Source organism: Bhargavaea cecembensis DSE10 (assembly GCF_000348905.1).
Classification (GTDB): Bacteria; Bacillota; Bacilli; order Bacillales_A; family Planococcaceae; genus Bhargavaea; species Bhargavaea cecembensis.
In genome coordinates, this window is the sequence record NZ_AOFT01000018.1 from 16,333 (window position 1) to 33,568 (window position 17,236).

Genomic DNA, 17,236 nt, shown 5'->3' on the forward strand with positions numbered 1-17,236 from the left:
GCAGAGGAGAGTGGAGCAGAGATGAGAGAGTTCACACAGAAAGTACGGAACGGTAACGATCTGAGCTACGAGGAAATGACTGAAGCCGCGCTCTTCATGTTTGATGAGCGCACGCCGGAAGAAGAGGTCGGCGAATTTCTCGCGGCGCTTGCAGACAAGGGAGAGACGGCCTATGAGGTGGCGGCGCTTGCCGAGGTGACCCGCGGCATGGCGATTACACCGGAAGTCCCGGCAGCCCCTTACACCGACAACTGCGGAACGGGAGGCGACGGGTCGGACAGCTTCAACATCAGCACGACGTCGGCATTCGTCCTGGCCGCAGCAGGCGTTCCGGTCGCAAAGCACGGCAACCGGAAAATCTCCAGCCGTTCGGGCAGCTCCGATGTGCTGGAGGCACTCGGCCTCGGGCTTGAACAGGACATGGAAGAGGCGGCCAGGCAGCTGCGCGAAGAAGGCATCGCTTTTCTCTTTGCGCCTCGTCTCCATCCGAAAATGAAGCGCATCGGACAGATCCGGGCACGCCTCGGGCGGCGCACGATCTTCAACCTGACGGGTCCGCTGACGAACCCGGTCCCGCTGGCATCGCAGTTCACCGGCATCAGCCGGAAAGACTTCACGATGAACTATGCGTCGGTTCTCCGGATGCAAGGACGAAAGCGCGCGATCGTCGTCTGCGGAGCCGGCGGCATGGATGAGGCCTCTCTTGCGGGACCGAATGACTTCGTGTTGCTGGACAACGGCGACCTGATCCCGTTCACGCTCGAAGCTGAAGACGTGGGACTCGAGTCCGCACCATTGTCCGCCCTCAAGGGAGGGGACGGCCGGGAAAACGCGGAAATCCTCCGCTCGGTCCTCGGCGGCGCCCGCGGCCCGAAATTCGATGCCGTCGCATTCAATGCGGGTATCGGCCTGTTTGCCGCAGGACGCGCGGAAACAGCAAAAGAAGGCGTTGAACTTGCAAAAGACATCATTCTGTCCGGAAAAGCGATGGAAAAGCTGGAATCCGTCATCCGGTTCCACCAGCAGGCAAAGGAGGCGGTCACGCCATGACGATTTTGGACGATATTCTTGAAGAAAAACGGAAACGGCTCCCCTCCCTGAGGGAAGAAATCCCGGCAACACCGGCAATCCGGCACAGCAGGCCGCGACTGTCGGACGCATTTGATGCAAGGGACGGCCTGGGCGTCATCGCAGAGGTGAAGCGGGCCTCCCCGTCAAAGGGCGTCATCAACGCCGACGCGGACCCCGCCGAGCAGGCGCTCCGCTATGAACAGGCCGGGGCATCCTGCATCTCCGTCCTGACGGAAGAAGCATTCTTCAAGGGCTCCTACGAGGACCTGGCCGCGGTGGCTGAAGCCGTACGGATCCCGATCCTCTGCAAGGACTTCGTCATCGATGAGCTGCAGATCGACCGCGCGCTCCAGGCGGGCGCCTCCGTCGTCCTCCTGATCGTCGCGGCACTGCCCCAGGAACGGCTCCGGGAACTGCATGCCCATGCAGTGTCAGCAGGGCTCGACGTCCTCGTCGAAGTGCATGACGAGGAAGAAATGGACCGCGCGCTTGAACTGGACCCGGCATTTATCGGCATCAACAACCGCGACCTGAAGACATTCAGCGTCGACCTCGGCAACACGGCACGGCTTGCGGCACGCGCCGGCAAAAAACCCGGGCGATATCTGATATCGGAAAGCGGGATCATGTCGCCGGAGGACGCCGCACAAGTCCGGGAAAACGGCGCGGACGCCATCCTCGTCGGCGAATCGCTCATGCGGAGCGGCGACCCGGGTGCGGCGATCCGCTCCTACCGCGAAGCGGAAGGGGTGCTCCGGCCATGACGAAGGTGAAAATCTGCGGGCTCATGGAAGCCGAGCATGTCAAAGCCGCCGTTGATGCGGGGGCAGACGCCATCGGCTTCGTCTTTGCCCCAAGCCGGAGGCGCATCGACATGAAATGGGCGGCGGAGCTGGCGGCACGTGTGCCGGAGAACGTCATGAAAGTGGGCGTGTTTGTGAATCCGGACGCGGCAGAACTGAAAACCGTCTACCGGAATGTCCCGCTTGATTATGTCCAGTACCACGGCGATGAGACACCGGAGCAGATCCGGGAAATCGGCCTGCCGTCGATCAAGGCATTTTCAGTCCGGACGGCGGAGGACGTCCGCCGGGCGGCCCAATATGACGTGGACTACTATCTGTTTGACGCACCGGGCACCGACTTCCGCGGCGGAAGCGGGAACGTGTTCGACTGGTCGCTTCTTGCCGAAGCCGGCATCCCGAGCGAACGGACGATCATCGCAGGAGGACTCAACGCCGGCAACGCGGCGGAGGCGGTCAGACAGACGACCCCGTTTGCACTCGACGTATCGAGCGGCGTGGAACGGGAAAAACGGAAAGATCCGGAGCTGATCCGCGGGTTTATCCGTGCTGTGAAGGAAAGGGGAGAAGCCTGATGGCAAACACAACAGAGAAGGTCGCATACAGCGCACCCGATGAAACCGGCCGATTCGGCGAGTACGGGGGCCGCTTCGTCCCCGAGACACTCATGCCGGCACTTCTCGAACTTGAGACGGCATACCGGGAAGCAAAAAAAGACCCGGCGTTTGTGGCACAGCTGGATCACTATCTTAAAGACTATGTCGGGCGCGAAAACCCGCTGTACTTCGCGGAACGCCTGACGGAAGCCGCGGGCGGCGCGAAAATCTACCTGAAGCGAGAAGACCTGAACCATACCGGCGCGCACAAGATCAACAACGCGATCGGCCAGGCGCTTCTCGCCAAGCGGATGGGCAAGACGAAGATCATCGCGGAGACCGGAGCGGGGCAGCATGGCGTGGCCACCGCGACCGCCTGCGCGCTGCTCGACATGGAATGTCTCGTGTTCATGGGCAAGGAGGACATCCGGCGGCAGGAACTGAACGTTTTCCGGATGGAACTGCTGGGCGCGTCCGTCGTCTCGGTCGACCAGGGTTCCGGAACGCTGAAGGACGCAGTCAATGAGGCGCTCCGTTACTGGGTGGCGAACGTTTCCGATACACATTATGTCATCGGTTCTGCACTCGGACCGCATCCGTTCCCGGAAATCGTCCGGGATTTCCAGCGGGTGATCGGCGTCGAGACCCGTCGCCAGATCCTTGAGAAGGAAGGGCGCCTGCCGGATGCGGTCGTCGCCTGTGTCGGCGGCGGCAGCAACTCGATCGGCATGTTCCACCCGTTTGTGGATGACGCGGGTGTTGCCCTCCACGGCGTCGAGGCCGCGGGCAGCGGCATTGAAACCGGCAAGCATGCCGCGGCGCTCACCGGCGGCCGCCCGGGCGCGCTGCACGGCGCCTACATGTACCTTCTGCAGGATGAAGCGGGCCAGATCAATGAGGCCCATTCCATCTCCGCCGGGCTTGACTACCCGGGCGCCGGTCCCGAGCATTCGCACTTCCGCGACACGGGGCGCGTGACCTACTCATCGGTCACGGATGAACAGGCCCTCGAAGCGCTCAAGATGCTCAGCCGGAAGGAAGGCATCCTGCCTGCGCTCGAAAGCTCGCACGCCGTGCACTATGCCGTCGAGCTGGCCTCCGGCATGTCCACGGACCAGATCGTCGTCATCTGCCTGTCCGGCCGCGGCGACAAGGATGTCATCACCGTGCGCGATGCGCTGAAGGGAGGAAACGGAAATGTCTGAGATCACAAAAGCGATCCTTAAGGCACGTGAATCCGGCGGCTGCGCATTTGTCCCGTACATCATGGCGGGAGACGGCGGGCTCGGCCGCCTCAAGGAGGACCTCCTGTTCTTGCAGGAAGCGGGCGCGACGGCAGTCGAGCTTGGCATCCCGTTTTCCGACCCGGCTGCGGACGGTCCCGTCATCCAGGAAGCAGGTCTCCGCGCACTCGCGGCAGGCACGACACTGAAGGCGGTCATCGAAGAAGTGAAGGCGATCCGTGAAGACGTGCACATCCCGATCATCTTCATGACTTACCTGAACCCGGTACTCAGTTACGGCATGGCCGGATTCGCAAACGACTGCCAGGAGGCGGGCATTGCGGGCGTCATCGTGCCGGATGTGCCGTTTGAGGAAAGCGGGCCGCTCGAGGACTGCCTCCGGATGAACGGCATCGACCTGATCCGCCTCATCCCGCTGTCCGCTCCGGAAGACCGCATCCGGAAAATCGCGGAGGCGGCGGAAGGCTTTATCTACGCCGTCACCGTCGACGGTATTACCGGTGTCCGCGACAGCTTCGGCGGGACGACCGACGGCCGGCTGGAGCAGCTGAAGGAAATCGCGGACATCCCGGTCCTTGCCGGCTTCGGCATCTCGACACCCGACCATGTCCGGGACTTTGGCCGGGCTGCGGACGGCGTCATCGTCGGCAGTGCCATCGTCGACGCCCTGCACCGCGGGGACAAGGAACCGATTAAAGAACTGATCAGCTCCGCGAAAAACATCGCGGTGCCGGCGGAATAAGGTGTGAAGGGCATCCGGGGTGACCGGGGTGCCCTTTTTGCTCGGCGTGGGGCAGCGAGATGGTGTACTTTCAGGATCGATTCGTGTACTTTCGGGTCTCGGCCAATAAAAAACGAAACTCTCGCAGCACCGGTCCGTATATCAGTCATGAGGGGTGATCCGAATGGAAACAGCCATGATCAAAAACCGCTATGAGACGATTTATCCGAAGCTCGTGAACCTGTTCAGCTGGACGGTCGATAAGAGGGTGCTGCTGTCAATCGCAGGGATTTACGCGCTGGGAGAAAAGGAGTTTGATGCAAGGAGGCTCCGGGAAGTCGCCGATGCGCTGAAAAAGCGGTCGGGCCTATTTTCTCCGGTCCGTGGCCAGTTCCACCCACTGATTTCGGCATTGCTGGACGTATCGGGAGAGGGCGCGCAGGAGATGGCGGACGATCTGTTTGAGAAACAGGAGATTCTCCACGCACTTGGCTTCAGGAACACGATCCATTCCTATCTGGCGGCGACTCTGCTTTCGGATGAGGAAGGGGAGGCGCGCCGTGAGGCGATTGCGGGGAAGATGCTCTATGACGAGATGAAGCAGAGGCACCGCTTCCTGACATCTGACGATGACTACACATTTGCCGTGCTGCTCGGCAGCCAGGCAGCCAGTCCGTCAGAGCTGGCGGACGTGATGCACCGTTATTATCAGGACCTGAAGATGCGCGGTTTCCGGTTCGGTAACGAGCTGCAGTGGATGTCCCAGACAATCACCTACGGCAATGCCTCTTATGAAGAGAGCAGGTCGGCAAAGGCTTCCGAGATCCGCGACCGGCTGAAGGCGGAAGGGCTGAAGGTCAAGCCGCTTCACTACCCCGCAATCGGGCTTCTCACAGTGTTCCACGTGGAACAATCCCAGGTAGAGCGCATTGTGGAGACGGCAAAGGTCCTCTCGGAGATGAAGCTGTTCCGCTGGTACAAAGAAATGGCGCTGTCCGCGGCCATCCAGTCTGTACTTATGGAAATGACGACAGGAGAGCAGGCGGCCCACATCGGAATCGCCGCATCCGTGGAGCAGGTGCTCCGCGCCCAGCAGGCAATCATGGCATCGAGCGGTGCCGCGGCGGCCGCTGCTGCGGCTTCGGCCGGAGGCGGGGGAGACGGCGGCTCCTGATTACCTCAAGGACAAATAAGAAAACGACTCACACAGCGCCTTGGCAGGCATTGCGTGAGTCGTTTTTTCAAAGAGTTTTTTCAAGCAGCGTCCAAATAAGGCGGGCCTCTTCCGGGGAACGGGGCGTGATCGCCGCGTTTTTCGGATACGGGTCGCCGTTTGGCCGGTTACGCACATACTTCACCGTGTAAGGATTCTGCTCTTCGGCGATCCGGAATGCGCCTTCCGCAGCCGGGGAGAGCAGGTTCTTTTTCCGTTCGATTGCCCAACGGAACCAGGCAAAGAAGGCATTGTCTGCGTCGGGATCCTCATAATGGGCGATCAGGCTTTCCGCTTCGTCCATCCGACCGAGGGAAATCAGAGCCGACAGCGCTACATAGCGCGCCCCCTGGTGGTCACCGGGATTCAGCTGAAGGAGAGCATAGAGTACATCAAATGCTTCCTCCGTCCGCCCGGTTTCCCACAAGAGGATGGCGATCCGGAATCGCACGCGCAGGTACTGCCGGTTCGGCACATATCCCCACGCGATATCAATGTCAGGCTCAAACTGCTGTTCAGCAGAAGCGGAAGCGCGGTGCAGAAGGGCAAGCTGCTCTTCCGGATCTTCCGTTTCCTCTGCCCGGAACATGAGAGCATCGGCATTTTCCGGGTCAAGCCGCAGGGCTTCCCGTGCCTTTTTCCGACGCAGCTCCGGATCTTTTGCGAGATAGGCCTCATAGGCCCGGATCTGCGCTTCCTCACTGGCGGAACGCGGCAAGTATGGCTGGTCTTCATAGGCTTCCATGAGTCGCCGAAGCGCTTTTTCATCTGCAACTTCCGCGTATTTCAGGTGCATGAACATCTGCCAGTTCCTGAACTCTGCCGGCATCGGGTCGGTACCGGCTCCAAGTGCGTATTCGGGGCTCTGACCGTCATCATGGGCCGCCGCCTCGTCCATGAAATGGCCAAATTCCTGCGCGAATTGCCGGGCGGTGTCCGGATCCGCCCCGAAATGGCCGGCTGTCTCGGCCAGCGACCAGTTGAGTACGAATGCACCGGAGCGGATCGCGTGCCATACCGCCCCTGCGATGGCGCCTTCCGGGACGTCTCCCTTGCTGCCGAGGAAATGGAAAAACCCTTCAATGATACGGTCATTTTTAAGGTCTTTCTCAATCATAAAGCGCTCAAGCGCCTCCGCGGCCCCCGAGATGCTTTCCGGGAGCGCGGATTCTTCAATGACATGGCCGAACAGTCTGTAGGCGGCAAGGGGGTGCGCCCGGAAAAATGTCTGTGCATTCTGCCCCGAAGCGGCCTGCCGCAGCTTTCCGACCGTCTCCTCTTCCGCACCTTCTGCGGTGACGAGACTGTTGAGCGGAAAAAGACGCCCCTCGGCTCTCGAGTCCCTTACGAAAAATCCGATCAGCACATCGCCTGCGCGGGCACGGACGGACGGACCGGCGGCGAGATGGAAGCTGTCACCGGACAGTACATCCTCAGTACGGACAGTGCGCATGTCCGATTCCGTTACGCGGAGGGTGAGGAGCAAGGGATCCAGGAAGTTTTCCAGGACCGACCGGACTTTCCGGCGGCTTTCTTTTTCGGCAGCCGCCCGGACATAGTCGTTCCAGATATCGGCCCGTTTCTGGAAAAAATACAGATCGCCGATGATCATGCCGGCCTCTTCTTCTCCGTGGAGGGAAGCGAGCACTTCGCCTTCCTCACGCCTCATGGAGGTCAGGTCTTGCAGTTCGGATGGGGTCGGATGGGAGGAGAAGAAGCCTTCGAGGACGCGTCCGATGGCTTGGTCGATTTCCCGCTCCAGCCGTTCGCGGTCCTTTTCGGCACCGCAGCACTTTTTGTATTTCTTTCCGCTGCCGCAGGGGCACGGGTCATTGCGCCCGATGACAGCCGTCCGCTCCTGTGCTTTCATCGGTTCGGCTCATCCAGCAGCATGCGTTCTTCATCACGGCTATGGATGTCATTGACCACGATCAGCGCCTCGAACTGCTGAATGACATCCCGGGTCAGACCCTGTTCCGAGAGCATCTTCCTGATGTCCTTTGCGATGGTTCTCAGCAGGTCGTGATCGCGTGTCAGCTGGACGACGGCGCGCTCCAGTTCCGGATGCAAACCGACCATTTCCTGGTAGAAACCGTCTTCCTCGGCATCGGCATGGGCGATAATTCGGGTTTCCCAATAATCGAGAAGGTGGTCAGCCGCCATCTTCGCTACCTCATCCTCCCCGGCTTTCAGGAGACGCTTGACTTCATCGGTTTTCTGGATGGCGCCTGTTAGCGCACCCTGGTGGATTGCGTGGTGAGCGTGGAGTTGCTTTAATGCGGGTCCCGGCATGATAGTCCATCCTTTCAGATTTTTCTATCAGTATAGCACAGGGTGCAGGGAAATCCCGGAAGACGGGGAAGGTCCTGCAAGGATACAGGGAATTCCCTGAGTGGGTTTGACAAGCAGGGCGGGCTCGACTACTTTTTAAGAAAAGGGGGGACGGGCATGAAAATGATCATCGCGCTTGCCGCGGCCGCAATGCTCCTCGCCGGCTGCAGCGCATCGGGTGCGAAAGAGGAAGAGACGCTCCGCATTTCGGCTGCCGCCAGCCTGATGGATGCCATCGGGGAATTGGAGCCGGCGTTCAGGGAGTCGCATCCTGACACCGAGCTCGTCATCAACTACGGCTCCTCTACGAAACTTCGCGCGCAAATCGAACAGGGTGCACCGTTTGACCTGTTTTTGTCGGCCAGCCATGCGGACATGGAAAAGGCGGCTGAAGGGGGATACATAGATACTGATACCGTCGTCCCGTTCGCGGAGAACCGGCTCGTCCTCGTTTCGGCACACACTGTTGATGGTGAGGTCACGGACCTTCTGGGGAGTCCTGAAGGCAATATTGCCGTCGGCCAGCCGGACAGCGTGCCGCTTGGAATTTATACGAAGGAATCCCTTGCTGCAGCAGGACTGTGGGACGGCCTGGACGGGCATCTCGTCTACGGCAAGGATGCCCGGCAGGTGCTGACGTATGCGGAAAGCGGCAATGCGGATCTCGGCATTATCTATCAGTCAGATGCTGCTATTTCGGAAGACGTCGAGGTTGTGGGTGAGCTTCCGGCCAGCGGCACCCCGATCATTTATCCGGCGGGGATTGCAGAACAGGCGGAAAACCCGGCTGCCGCGGAAGCTTTCCTTGAACTGCTTACAGGGGATGAAGGGCGTCAGGTCATCCGGGACTACGGTTTTGCGTTGCCGGAGGACGGCAAGTGACGGTCCCTGACCTTTCGCCGCTCGCGCTTTCGCTCCGCGTCGCCCTGCTGTCAACAGTGCTCGCGGCGGTCACGGGAATTGCCCTCGCACGGTTCATGGGACGCAGGGAATTCCCGGGCAAGAGCGCAGCCGAAGCGCTGATTTTGCTGCCGCTCGTATTGCCTCCGACCGTCGTGGGATTCGGACTGATCATGCTGTTCGGTGTAAACGGGCCCATCGGCCGACTGCTTGAGGACTGGTTCGGCATCCGGGTCGTCTTCACCTGGGCCGGTGCGGTGATCGCTTCGTTCGTCGTGTCGCTTCCCCTCATGTACCAGAGTGTGCAGGCGGCGTTCGAGAAGGTCGACCCGAGATGGGAAAACGTCGCGCGCACGATGGGTGTCAGCGAATGGCGGATTTTCCGGAAAGTCACCTTCCCGCTTGCCTGGCCGGGTATTTTGGCAGGCCTCGTCCTGGCATTTGCCCGCGGCCTGGGGGAATTCGGCGCGACGCTTATGATCGCCGGGTTCATCCCGGGCGAGACCGTCACCGTTCCGCTTGCCATCTACTTTTCCTATGAGGCGGGACGAACCGGCGAGGCGATGTTCTGGGTCGTCCTTATCACGCTGCTCGGACTTGCCGCCATCACCTGGCTGAACGGCTGGCGCAGAAAGACATCCAGAAGACGGGGAAGGGAGTGATCGCTGTGCTGAAAGCGGAATTCACCAAACAGTTGCCCGAGTTTGATCTGCAGGCCGAGTTCAAGATGGACCGGGAAATTGTCGCAATCGTCGGCCCGTCCGGATCGGGCAAGACAACCTTCCTGAACTGCCTGGCGGGAACGGTCTCGCCGGATATGGGCCGGATCGAGCTTGGCGGCCGTGTGTTTGCGGAAGAAGGGGGGAAACCGCTCCGCATCCAGGACCGCCGCGTCGGCTATCTGTTCCAGGACTATGCGCTGTTTCCCCATATGACTGTCCGCGAGAACATCCTGTTTGGGCTGCCGGGGCAGCCTGAGCCGTCTCACGTCAGGGAACTTACGGAGCTGCTCGGCATCCGGCCGCTTATGGACAAGTACCCGCATGAAATCTCCGGCGGCGAAAAGCAGCGAACGGCACTGGCGCGTGCGCTCGCGATGAAACCGGAACTGCTGCTGCTGGATGAGCCGTTCTCCGCTCTCGACGACGAAACCCGGCTGCGCTGCCGGAACGAACTGATGCGCATCCATCGGGACTGGCAGATTCCGGTTCTCATGGTCACCCACAGCATGGACGAAGCCCGCCGCACCGCTGACCGCATCGTCCGGATCGAGAAAGGCCGGATGGCCGAACTCCCGATACGTGAAGCTTCCCTTTGATAAGGGAGGCTTTTTTGTTTCTGGAACCCGTAAATTGAGGCGGCATCCGACTTTCCCGTTTGCCGCAAGGGGTTCGGATTTGCTGCATGGGCTTGTAACTTGCTACATGGGTTGCGAACTTGCCACATGGGTTACGAAGTTGCCGCATGGACTCCGAACTTGCTACATGGGTTACGAAGTTGCCACATGGACTCCGAACTTGCTACATGGGTTACGAAGTTGCCACATGGACTCCGAACTTGCTACATGGGTTACGAAGTTGCCACATGGACTCCGAACTTGCCACATGGGTTGCGAAGTTGCCGCATGGACTGCCAACTTGCCACAAGGGCAGCCAACTTGCCACAAGACCGTCCGGTCCCCCGGTATCTTCCTGGCGAATCTGCCCCAATCCCGTTTTTCACCGTCCGATAAAGGGATTTCCCGCCGCCCGATAGGTCTTTCCCTAATGGGAAGAGTTGGCATAAACCTCCATAATGAAACTATCAGAATAGTACCACTAGCATTCTGTCCAATTGCCCTGTCCACAAAGGAGTGTCGGTTGAATGAAAAAGAGAAGATATGGCCTGAACTTCTTCAAGCCGGTAGAGAGCTACTCGGGGAACTGGTCGGTCCTTGAGGAGAAAAGCCGGGACTGGGAGAACATGTACCGTCAGCGCTGGTCCCATGACAAGGTTGTCAGGACTACGCATGGCGTCAACTGCACGGGCTCCTGCAGCTGGAAGGTGTTCGTCAAAAACGGCGTCATCACCTGGGAAAACCAGCAGATCGACTATCCGTCCTGCGGGCCGGACATGCCGGAGTTCGAGCCGCGCGGCTGTCCGCGCGGGGCCACATTTTCGTGGTATGAGTACAGCCCGCACCGGGTGAAGTACCCGTACATGCGCGGACGGCTGTGGAGGCTGTGGCGCGAAGCGCTCGCTGAAAACAACGGTCACCCGATTGATGCGTGGGCGAGCATCGTCGAGAATCCGGAAAAGGCGATGAGTTATAAGCGGGTCCGGGGCAAGGGCGGTCTCATCCGTGTCGCCTGGGATGATGCGCTGCAGCTGATTTCCGCGCAGCTCATCTACACGATCCGCAAATACGGACCGGACCGGATCGCCGGCTTTACCCCGATTCCGGCCATGTCGATGATCTCCTACGCTTCCGGCGCGCGGTTCATCTCGCTTCTCGGCGGAGAGATGCTGTCGTTCTACGACTGGTATGCTGACCTTCCGCCTTCCTCGCCGCAGATCTGGGGCGAGCAGACGGATGTGCCGGAGTCATCCGACTGGTACAACGCGGGCTACCTCATGATGTGGGGCTCGAACGTGCCGCTCACGCGTACACCGGATGCGCACTTCATGACGGAGGTGCGCTACAAGGGGACGAAGGTCGTCTCGGTCGCTCCTGACCTTGCCGCCAACGTGAAGTTCGCGGACAACTGGCTCGCGCCGCACCCGGGCACCGATGCCGCGCTCGCGCAGGCGATGACACATGTGATCCTGAGTGAGTTCTACCAGGAGCGGAAAGAAAAGATGTTCATCGACTATGCGAAGCAGTACACGGACATGCCGTTCATGATTTTGCTCGACCCGCACGAAGATGCCCTGAAAGCCGGGCGCTTCCTTCGCGCAAGCGATTTCGGGAGCGAAACGAAAAACGCGGAGTGGAAGCCGGTGATCTTCGACGAAGCGGCTGGGGAATTCGTCGTGCCGAACGGGACGATGGGCCAGCGCTGGGAAAAGGACGGAAAGTGGAATCTCATCCTCGACAAGGAGGACGGAACGCGCATCGAGCCGGCACTTACCGTAGAGGGCCACGGCGAAGAATGGAAGGAGATCGAGTTCCCGTTCTTTGATGACTCCGGTGACGGCACGTTCCGCCGTGTTATCCCGGCCCGGAAAGTCCGCCTTGCGGATGGTACGGAGCAGTACTCAGCAACCGTCTACGACCTCATGATGAGCCAATATGGCGTGAGCCGGACGGACAATCCGTATGACGCGAAAGGCTATGATGACGCGGAGTCGCACTATACGCCGGCCTGGCAGGAGCGCATCACCGGCGTCAAGGCCTCGGTCGTGACGCAGATCGCCCGCGAGTTCGCGCAAAACGCTCTGGACACGGGCGGCCGCTCGATGATCATCATGGGAGCCGGCATCAACCACTGGTTCAACTCCGACACAATCTACCGCTCGATCCTGAACCTCGTGATCCTCACCGCTTCCCAAGGCGTGAACGGCGGAGGCTGGGCGCACTACGTCGGACAGGAAAAATGCCGGCCGATCGAGGGCTGGTCGACGCTCGCCTTCGCAAAGGACTGGCAGGGGCCGGCCCGGCTCCAGAACGGGACGTCATTCTTCTACTTCGGCACCGAGCAGTGGCGCTACGAGGAAGGCGACACCGAATCGCTGAAATCGCCGCTTGCCGACAAGCTGGACTACCGCCACCCGGCCGACTACAACGTCATGGCGGCGCGGCTCGGATGGCTGCCGAGCTATCCTCAGTTCAATAAGAACAGCCTGCTGTTCGCCGAAGAGGCGGCCCACGAAGGCAAGACGACAAATGAGGAAATCATCGAACGGGCGGCGGATCAGATCAAGAGCCGCGAAGTCAAGTTCGCGATCGAGGATCCGGCGGCGCCGGAAAACTTCCCGCGCACGATGTTCGTCTGGCGCTCGAACCTGATCTCAAGCTCCGCCAAGGGCCAGGAATACTTCATGAAGCACCTGCTCGGCACGGCTGATGCGCTAATGGCGCGGCCGAACGAGGACGTGAAGCCGGAAGAAATCATCTGGCGCGACGAAGTGGAAGGCAAGCTCGACCTGCTTGTCTCGCTCGACTTCCGGATGACGACGACACCGCTTCACTCGGACATCGTGCTGCCGGCGGCGACCTGGTACGAAAAGACCGACCTGTCTTCGACCGACATGCATCCGTTCGTCCACCCGTTCAACCCGGCGGTTAATCCGCTCTGGGAATCCCGTACCGACTGGGACATTTTCCGCGGGCTGGCAAAGGTGTTCTCAGGGATGGCGGAGACCCATCTGCCGGGCGTCTACAAGGACCTTGTCAGCACGCCGCTGAACCATGACTCGGAAAGCGAGATTTCCCAGCCGCTTGGCCTTGTCCGCGACTGGGCAAAGGGAGAAGTGGAGGCGGTCGTCGGCAAGACGATGCCGAACCTGAGCATCATCGAGCGTGACTACACGAAGATTTACGACAAGTACATCACGCTGGGTCCGAACCTGCAGGTCGGCAAGACCGGCGCGCACGGCGTCAGCTTCTCTGCAGCCGAAGAATACGAAGAGCTGAAGCGCATCAGCGGTGTCTACCACGACGAGCCGATCAAGAGCGGCCTGCCGAAGCTCGAGACAGCGCGCCAGGCTGCCGACGCGGTGCTTCATCTGTCGTCCGCGACAAACGGGCGCCTGTCGCAGAAAGCCTACAAGGAAGCGGAAAAGCTTTCCGGCGTGGAGCTGGCCGACATCTCGGCGGAACGCGCGGCGGAGCGGATCACATTCCAGAGCATTACCGCACAGCCGCGGGAAGTCATCCCGACTCCGGTATTCAGCGGATCCAACAAGTCCGGGCGCAGATACTCGCCGTTCACGACGAATATCGAGCGGCTCGTGCCATTCCGGACGCTTACCGGCCGCCAGCACTTCTATATCGACCATGAGATCTTCCTCCAGTACGGTGAGGCGCTCCCGGTCTACAAGCCGACGCTTCCGCCGATGGTGTTCGGACCGAGGGACAAGGAAGTGCGGGGCGGCAAGGATTCTCTCGTCCTCAGGTATCTAACCCCACACGGCAAGTGGAACTTCCACTCCATGTACCAGGATAACCTGCACATGCTGACGCTGTTCCGCGGGGGGCCGGTCGCCTGGATGAACAACGAGGAAGCGGCGGAGCACGGCATCTCGGACAATGACTGGATAGAAGTGTATAACCGGAACGGCGCGCTCACTTGCCGGGCGGTCACGAGCCACCGGATCCCGCGCGGCACATTGCTCGCCTACCACGCACAGGACCGGCATATCCAGACGCCGGGGTCGGAAATTACGGACACGCGGGGCGGCAGCCATAATGCGCCGACGCGCATTCACATGAAGCCGACGCAGATGGTCGGCGGCTATGCCCAGCTCAGCTACGGATTCAACTACTACGGGCCGATCGGAAACCAGCGTGACGAATACGCCATGATCAGGAAGAAAAGGGAGGTCAACTGGCTTGAAGATTAAAGCTCAGATTGCAATGGTGATGAACCTGGACAAGTGCATCGGCTGCCACACGTGCAGCGTTACTTGCAAGACGACCTGGACGAACCGGAAAGGCGCGGAGTACATGTGGTTCAATAACGTGGAGACGAAGCCGGGCATCGGCTACCCGAAGCGCTGGGAGGACCAGGAAGTGTACAAGGGCGGCTGGCAGCTCCGGAACGGCAACCTGGAGCTGAAGTCGGGGAACCGCCTGTCCAAGGTGGCGCTCGGGAAGATTTTCTACAACCCGGACATGCCGGAGATGCGCGACTTCTACGAGCCATGGACGTACAACTATGACCACCTTGTCACCGCGGGGGAAGGCGAGCACCCGCCGGTCGCACGCGCCTACTCCGCCGTGACGGGCGAGAAGATGGACTTGGAATGGGGGTCCAACTGGGAGGACGACCTCGCAGGCGCCGACGTGACCGGCCCGCAGGACCCGAACATTCAGAAGATCGAGGAAGAGATCAAGTTCAACTTCGAGAAGTCATTCATGATCTACCTGCCGCGGCTCTGCGAACACTGCCTGAATCCGAGCTGCGTGGCGTCCTGCCCTGCGGGCGCGATCTACAAGCGCGACGAGGACGGCATCGTGCTCGTCGACCAGGAAGCCTGCCGAAGCTGGCGCTACTGCACGACCGGCTGCCCGTACAAGAAGGTCTACTTTAACTGGCAGACGAACAAGGCCGAAAAGTGTACGTTCTGTTTCCCGAGGATCGAAGAAGGTCTGCCGACGGTCTGCTCGGAGACATGCACCGGCCGGATCCGTTATCTGGGTGTCCTGCTGTACGATGCGGACCGGGTGCTGGAAGCCGCATCGACGCCGGACGAGAAGGACCTGTATCGCGCGCAGTGCGCCCTGTTCATGGATCCGCACGACCCGGAAGTGATCGAGCAGGCGCGCCGCGACGGCATCACAGAGGACTGGATCGAAGCCGCGCAGAACTCGCCGGTCTACAAGCTCGCGATCGAGCACCAGCTCGCGTTCCCGCTCCATCCGGAATACCGCACGCTCCCGATGGTCTGGTACGTGCCGCCGCTTTCGCCGATCATGAACTACTTCGAGGGCAAGGACTCGATCAAGAACCCGGACATGATCTTCCCGGCGATCGAGGAAATGCGCACGCCGATCCAGTACCTCGCAAACATGCTGACGGCGGGAGACACGGAGACGGTCAAGGGATCGCTGCAGCGTATGGCGATGATGCGCCAGTACATGCGGGCGCTGTCGTCGGGCAAGGAATTCGACGAGTCGCGGCTTGAGCGGGTCGGGCTCACCGCGCTCCAAACGGAAGAAATGTACCGCCTGCTCGCAATCGCGAAGTACGACGACCGGTTTGTCATCCCGACTTCCCACAAGGAGAACCGGATGAACACGTACGACATGCAGGGCTCTGCGGGCTTCGGCGGTGACACGATGGGCCTCGGCGCGATGGGCACCGGCGGCGCGGGATGCGACGGCTGCGGTCCGGCAAGCCCGGGTGCCGGCACGGCGACAAAGACCGGCAAGGAGATTTACGAAGAGAACTTCTACGGGGGAATCTGGCGTGATTGATAACCGGAAGCTGTATACGTTCAAAGATTCTTTCGGATTCTTCGCCAACCAGCTGACGTGGCCGGACAGGGGGGATTACCATCCGGACCACGTTACGGAGGCATTCGGCCCGGATCATCCGGCACGGGCCCACGTGCTCCGCTATTGGGAAGAGATCCGGCAGTTCAGCCTGGATGAGCTCAGGGAACTGTATACCTCGACATTCGACTTCGAGGAGGACTGCGCGCTGTACATGACCTGGTTCAAGTTCGAGGATGCCCGCGAGCGCGGACAGATGCTCGCGAAGCTGAAAGTGCTCTACGAGATGTATGGCCTCGAGATGCCGGACGAGGAGCTGTCCGACTACTTGCCGCTCATGTGCGAGTTCCTCTATGCAGCCGAATGGCTGGATGACCCGCGCACGCCAGACAGTTTCCGGATCCTGATGGGGGTCCTTGAAGACGGCACCTACCACCTGATGAAAGCACTTGAAAAGGAGGAAAGTCCGTACTACCACCTCATCAAGGGGCTGCGGGAAACATTCAAAGCTTGTTTAGAGGAGGCGCCGGCTCATGGTTGACCAATTTCTGTGGGTAATTTTCCCTTATATCTGCATCGCGGTCTTTGTGGTGGGACACATCCTTCGCTACAGGACGGACAAATTCCACTGGACCGCGAAATCCAGTGAATTCATCGAGAAAAAGCAGCTGATGGTCGGGAGCCTCCTATTTCACCTTGGGATCATCCCGGTCATCCTGGGCCATATCTCGGGGCTCGGTATCCCGAAGGAGTGGATGCGGGCTCTCGGCGTCAACGACCATATGTATCACCTCGGCGCCATCTGGATCGGCGGTTTCTTCGGATTCGTCACGCTTCTCGGGATGTTCATTCTGACGTTCCGCCGGTTTTCGATCAAGGCCGTCCGGAAGCTTAGCTCGGCAAGCGACATGGTCGTCAACACGCTCTTGCTGATCATCGTGTTCATGGGGATGTACGCGACGATTGTGACGAACGCCGTGAATCCCGCATTCGACTACCGGGATACAATTTCCGTCTGGTTCCGTGACCTGTTCCTTCTGCGGCCAGACCCGTCGTACATGATGGGTGTTCCGGTGTCGTTCCAGATTCATATCCTGGCCGCATTCCTCATTTTCGCGCTTTGGCCGTTCACGCGCCTCGTGCATGTCTGGAGCGTCCCGCTGTCGTATGTCGGCAGAAGTTACATCCTGTACAGGAGGCACAAGGTGAATTAAGCTGA

15 protein-coding genes are annotated in these 17,236 nt (G+C 60.2%); 13 read left to right on the forward strand and 2 right to left on the reverse strand.

What is annotated here, in order from left to right:
- The first annotated feature begins 21 nt into the window (after positions 1 to 21).
- The 6 genes from trpD (at position 22) to C772_RS13525 (ending at position 5,609) form a co-directional block, all read left to right on the forward strand.
- Positions 22 to 1,050: an anthranilate phosphoribosyltransferase gene (gene trpD / locus C772_RS13500; RefSeq protein WP_008300840.1), complete on the forward strand. Its 1,029-nt coding sequence runs from the start codon at positions 22 to 24 to the stop codon at positions 1,048 to 1,050.
- Positions 1,047 to 1,835, forward strand: a complete 789-nt coding sequence (gene trpC / locus C772_RS13505; protein WP_008300842.1) for an indole-3-glycerol phosphate synthase TrpC — start codon at positions 1,047 to 1,049, stop codon at positions 1,833 to 1,835. Before trpD ends, trpC begins: the two co-directional genes overlap by 4 nt.
- Entirely contained in the window at positions 1,832 to 2,449 is a 618-nt protein-coding gene (locus tag C772_RS13510) for a phosphoribosylanthranilate isomerase (RefSeq protein WP_008300844.1), read from the forward strand. The genes trpC and C772_RS13510 overlap by 4 nt, the downstream gene beginning before the upstream one ends.
- Positions 2,449 to 3,675 (forward strand): tryptophan synthase subunit beta, encoded by a 1,227-nt coding sequence (trpB, locus tag C772_RS13515; protein WP_008300847.1) that lies wholly within the window; start codon positions 2,449 to 2,451, stop codon positions 3,673 to 3,675. Before C772_RS13510 ends, trpB begins: the two co-directional genes overlap by 1 nt.
- Entirely contained in the window at positions 3,668 to 4,456 is a 789-nt protein-coding gene (gene trpA / locus C772_RS13520) for a tryptophan synthase subunit alpha (RefSeq protein ID WP_008300849.1), read from the forward strand. The genes trpB and trpA overlap by 8 nt, the downstream gene beginning before the upstream one ends.
- 163 nt (positions 4,457 to 4,619) lie before the next feature.
- On the forward strand, positions 4,620 to 5,609 hold the full coding sequence (locus tag C772_RS13525) for a DUF4003 family protein (protein WP_008300850.1): 990 nt from the start codon (positions 4,620 to 4,622) through the stop codon (positions 5,607 to 5,609).
- Positions 5,610 to 5,676: 67 nt separating this feature from the next.
- On the opposite strand, the gene C772_RS16955 is transcribed toward C772_RS13525, so the two are convergent.
- Positions 5,677 to 7,518: an SEC-C metal-binding domain-containing protein gene (locus C772_RS16955; protein ID WP_008300851.1), complete on the reverse strand. Its 1,842-nt coding sequence runs from the start codon at positions 7,516 to 7,518 to the stop codon at positions 5,677 to 5,679.
- On the reverse strand, positions 7,515 to 7,940 hold the full coding sequence (locus C772_RS13535; protein ID WP_008300852.1) for a hypothetical protein: 426 nt from the start codon (positions 7,938 to 7,940) through the stop codon (positions 7,515 to 7,517). The genes C772_RS16955 and C772_RS13535 overlap by 4 nt, the downstream gene beginning before the upstream one ends.
- 156 nt (positions 7,941 to 8,096) lie before the next feature.
- Here C772_RS13535 and modA point away from each other — a divergent pair, with 156 nt between their 5' ends.
- The 7 genes from modA (at position 8,097) to narI (ending at position 17,231) form a co-directional block, all read left to right on the forward strand.
- Positions 8,097 to 8,861 (forward strand): molybdate ABC transporter substrate-binding protein, encoded by a 765-nt coding sequence (modA, locus tag C772_RS13540; RefSeq protein WP_008300853.1) that lies wholly within the window; start codon positions 8,097 to 8,099, stop codon positions 8,859 to 8,861.
- On the forward strand, positions 8,858 to 9,541 hold the full coding sequence (gene modB, locus C772_RS13545; protein WP_008300854.1) for a molybdate ABC transporter permease subunit: 684 nt from the start codon (positions 8,858 to 8,860) through the stop codon (positions 9,539 to 9,541). The genes modA and modB overlap by 4 nt, the downstream gene beginning before the upstream one ends.
- A gap of 5 nt (positions 9,542 to 9,546) precedes the next feature.
- Positions 9,547 to 10,197 (forward strand): ATP-binding cassette domain-containing protein, encoded by a 651-nt coding sequence (locus C772_RS13550; protein ID WP_008300855.1) that lies wholly within the window; start codon positions 9,547 to 9,549, stop codon positions 10,195 to 10,197.
- Positions 10,198 to 10,742: 545 nt separating this feature from the next.
- Positions 10,743 to 14,423 carry a nitrate reductase subunit alpha gene (locus C772_RS13555; protein WP_008300856.1) on the forward strand — a complete coding sequence of 1,227 codons (3,681 nt, stop codon included), beginning with the start codon at positions 10,743 to 10,745 and terminating at the stop codon, positions 14,421 to 14,423.
- A complete protein-coding gene (gene narH / locus C772_RS13560; RefSeq protein ID WP_008300857.1) occupies positions 14,413 to 15,999 on the forward strand; it encodes a nitrate reductase subunit beta in 1,587 nt (528 codons plus the stop codon). The genes C772_RS13555 and narH overlap by 11 nt, the downstream gene beginning before the upstream one ends.
- Positions 15,992 to 16,558 carry a nitrate reductase molybdenum cofactor assembly chaperone gene (gene narJ / locus C772_RS13565; RefSeq protein ID WP_008300860.1) on the forward strand — a complete coding sequence of 189 codons (567 nt, stop codon included), beginning with the start codon at positions 15,992 to 15,994 and terminating at the stop codon, positions 16,556 to 16,558. Before narH ends, narJ begins: the two co-directional genes overlap by 8 nt.
- A complete protein-coding gene (gene narI / locus C772_RS13570) occupies positions 16,551 to 17,231 on the forward strand; it encodes a respiratory nitrate reductase subunit gamma (protein WP_008300861.1) in 681 nt (226 codons plus the stop codon). The genes narJ and narI overlap by 8 nt, the downstream gene beginning before the upstream one ends.
- Positions 17,232 to 17,236 lie beyond the last annotated feature (5 nt).

Excerpts from the sequence above, each read along its gene's own strand:
- trpD (WP_008300840.1), top strand. The coding sequence starts at position 22 with ATGAGAGAGTTCACACAGAAAGTACGGAACGGTAACGATCTGAGCTAC.
- trpC (WP_008300842.1), top strand. The coding sequence starts at position 1,047 with ATGACGATTTTGGACGATATTCTTGAAGAAAAACGGAAACGGCTCCCC.
- C772_RS13510 (WP_008300844.1), top strand. The coding sequence starts at position 1,832 with ATGACGAAGGTGAAAATCTGCGGGCTCATGGAAGCCGAGCATGTCAAA.
- trpB (WP_008300847.1), top strand. The coding sequence starts at position 2,449 with ATGGCAAACACAACAGAGAAGGTCGCATACAGCGCACCCGATGAAACC.
- trpA (WP_008300849.1), top strand. The coding sequence starts at position 3,668 with ATGTCTGAGATCACAAAAGCGATCCTTAAGGCACGTGAATCCGGCGGC.
- C772_RS13525 (WP_008300850.1), top strand. The coding sequence starts at position 4,620 with ATGGAAACAGCCATGATCAAAAACCGCTATGAGACGATTTATCCGAAG.
- C772_RS16955 (WP_008300851.1), bottom strand. The coding sequence starts at position 7,518 with ATGAAAGCACAGGAGCGGACGGCTGTCATCGGGCGCAATGACCCGTGC.
- C772_RS13535 (WP_008300852.1), bottom strand. The coding sequence starts at position 7,940 with ATGCCGGGACCCGCATTAAAGCAACTCCACGCTCACCACGCAATCCAC.
- modA (WP_008300853.1), top strand. The coding sequence starts at position 8,097 with ATGAAAATGATCATCGCGCTTGCCGCGGCCGCAATGCTCCTCGCCGGC.
- C772_RS13555 (WP_008300856.1), top strand. The coding sequence starts at position 10,743 with ATGAAAAAGAGAAGATATGGCCTGAACTTCTTCAAGCCGGTAGAGAGC.
- narI (WP_008300861.1), top strand. The coding sequence starts at position 16,551 with ATGGTTGACCAATTTCTGTGGGTAATTTTCCCTTATATCTGCATCGCG.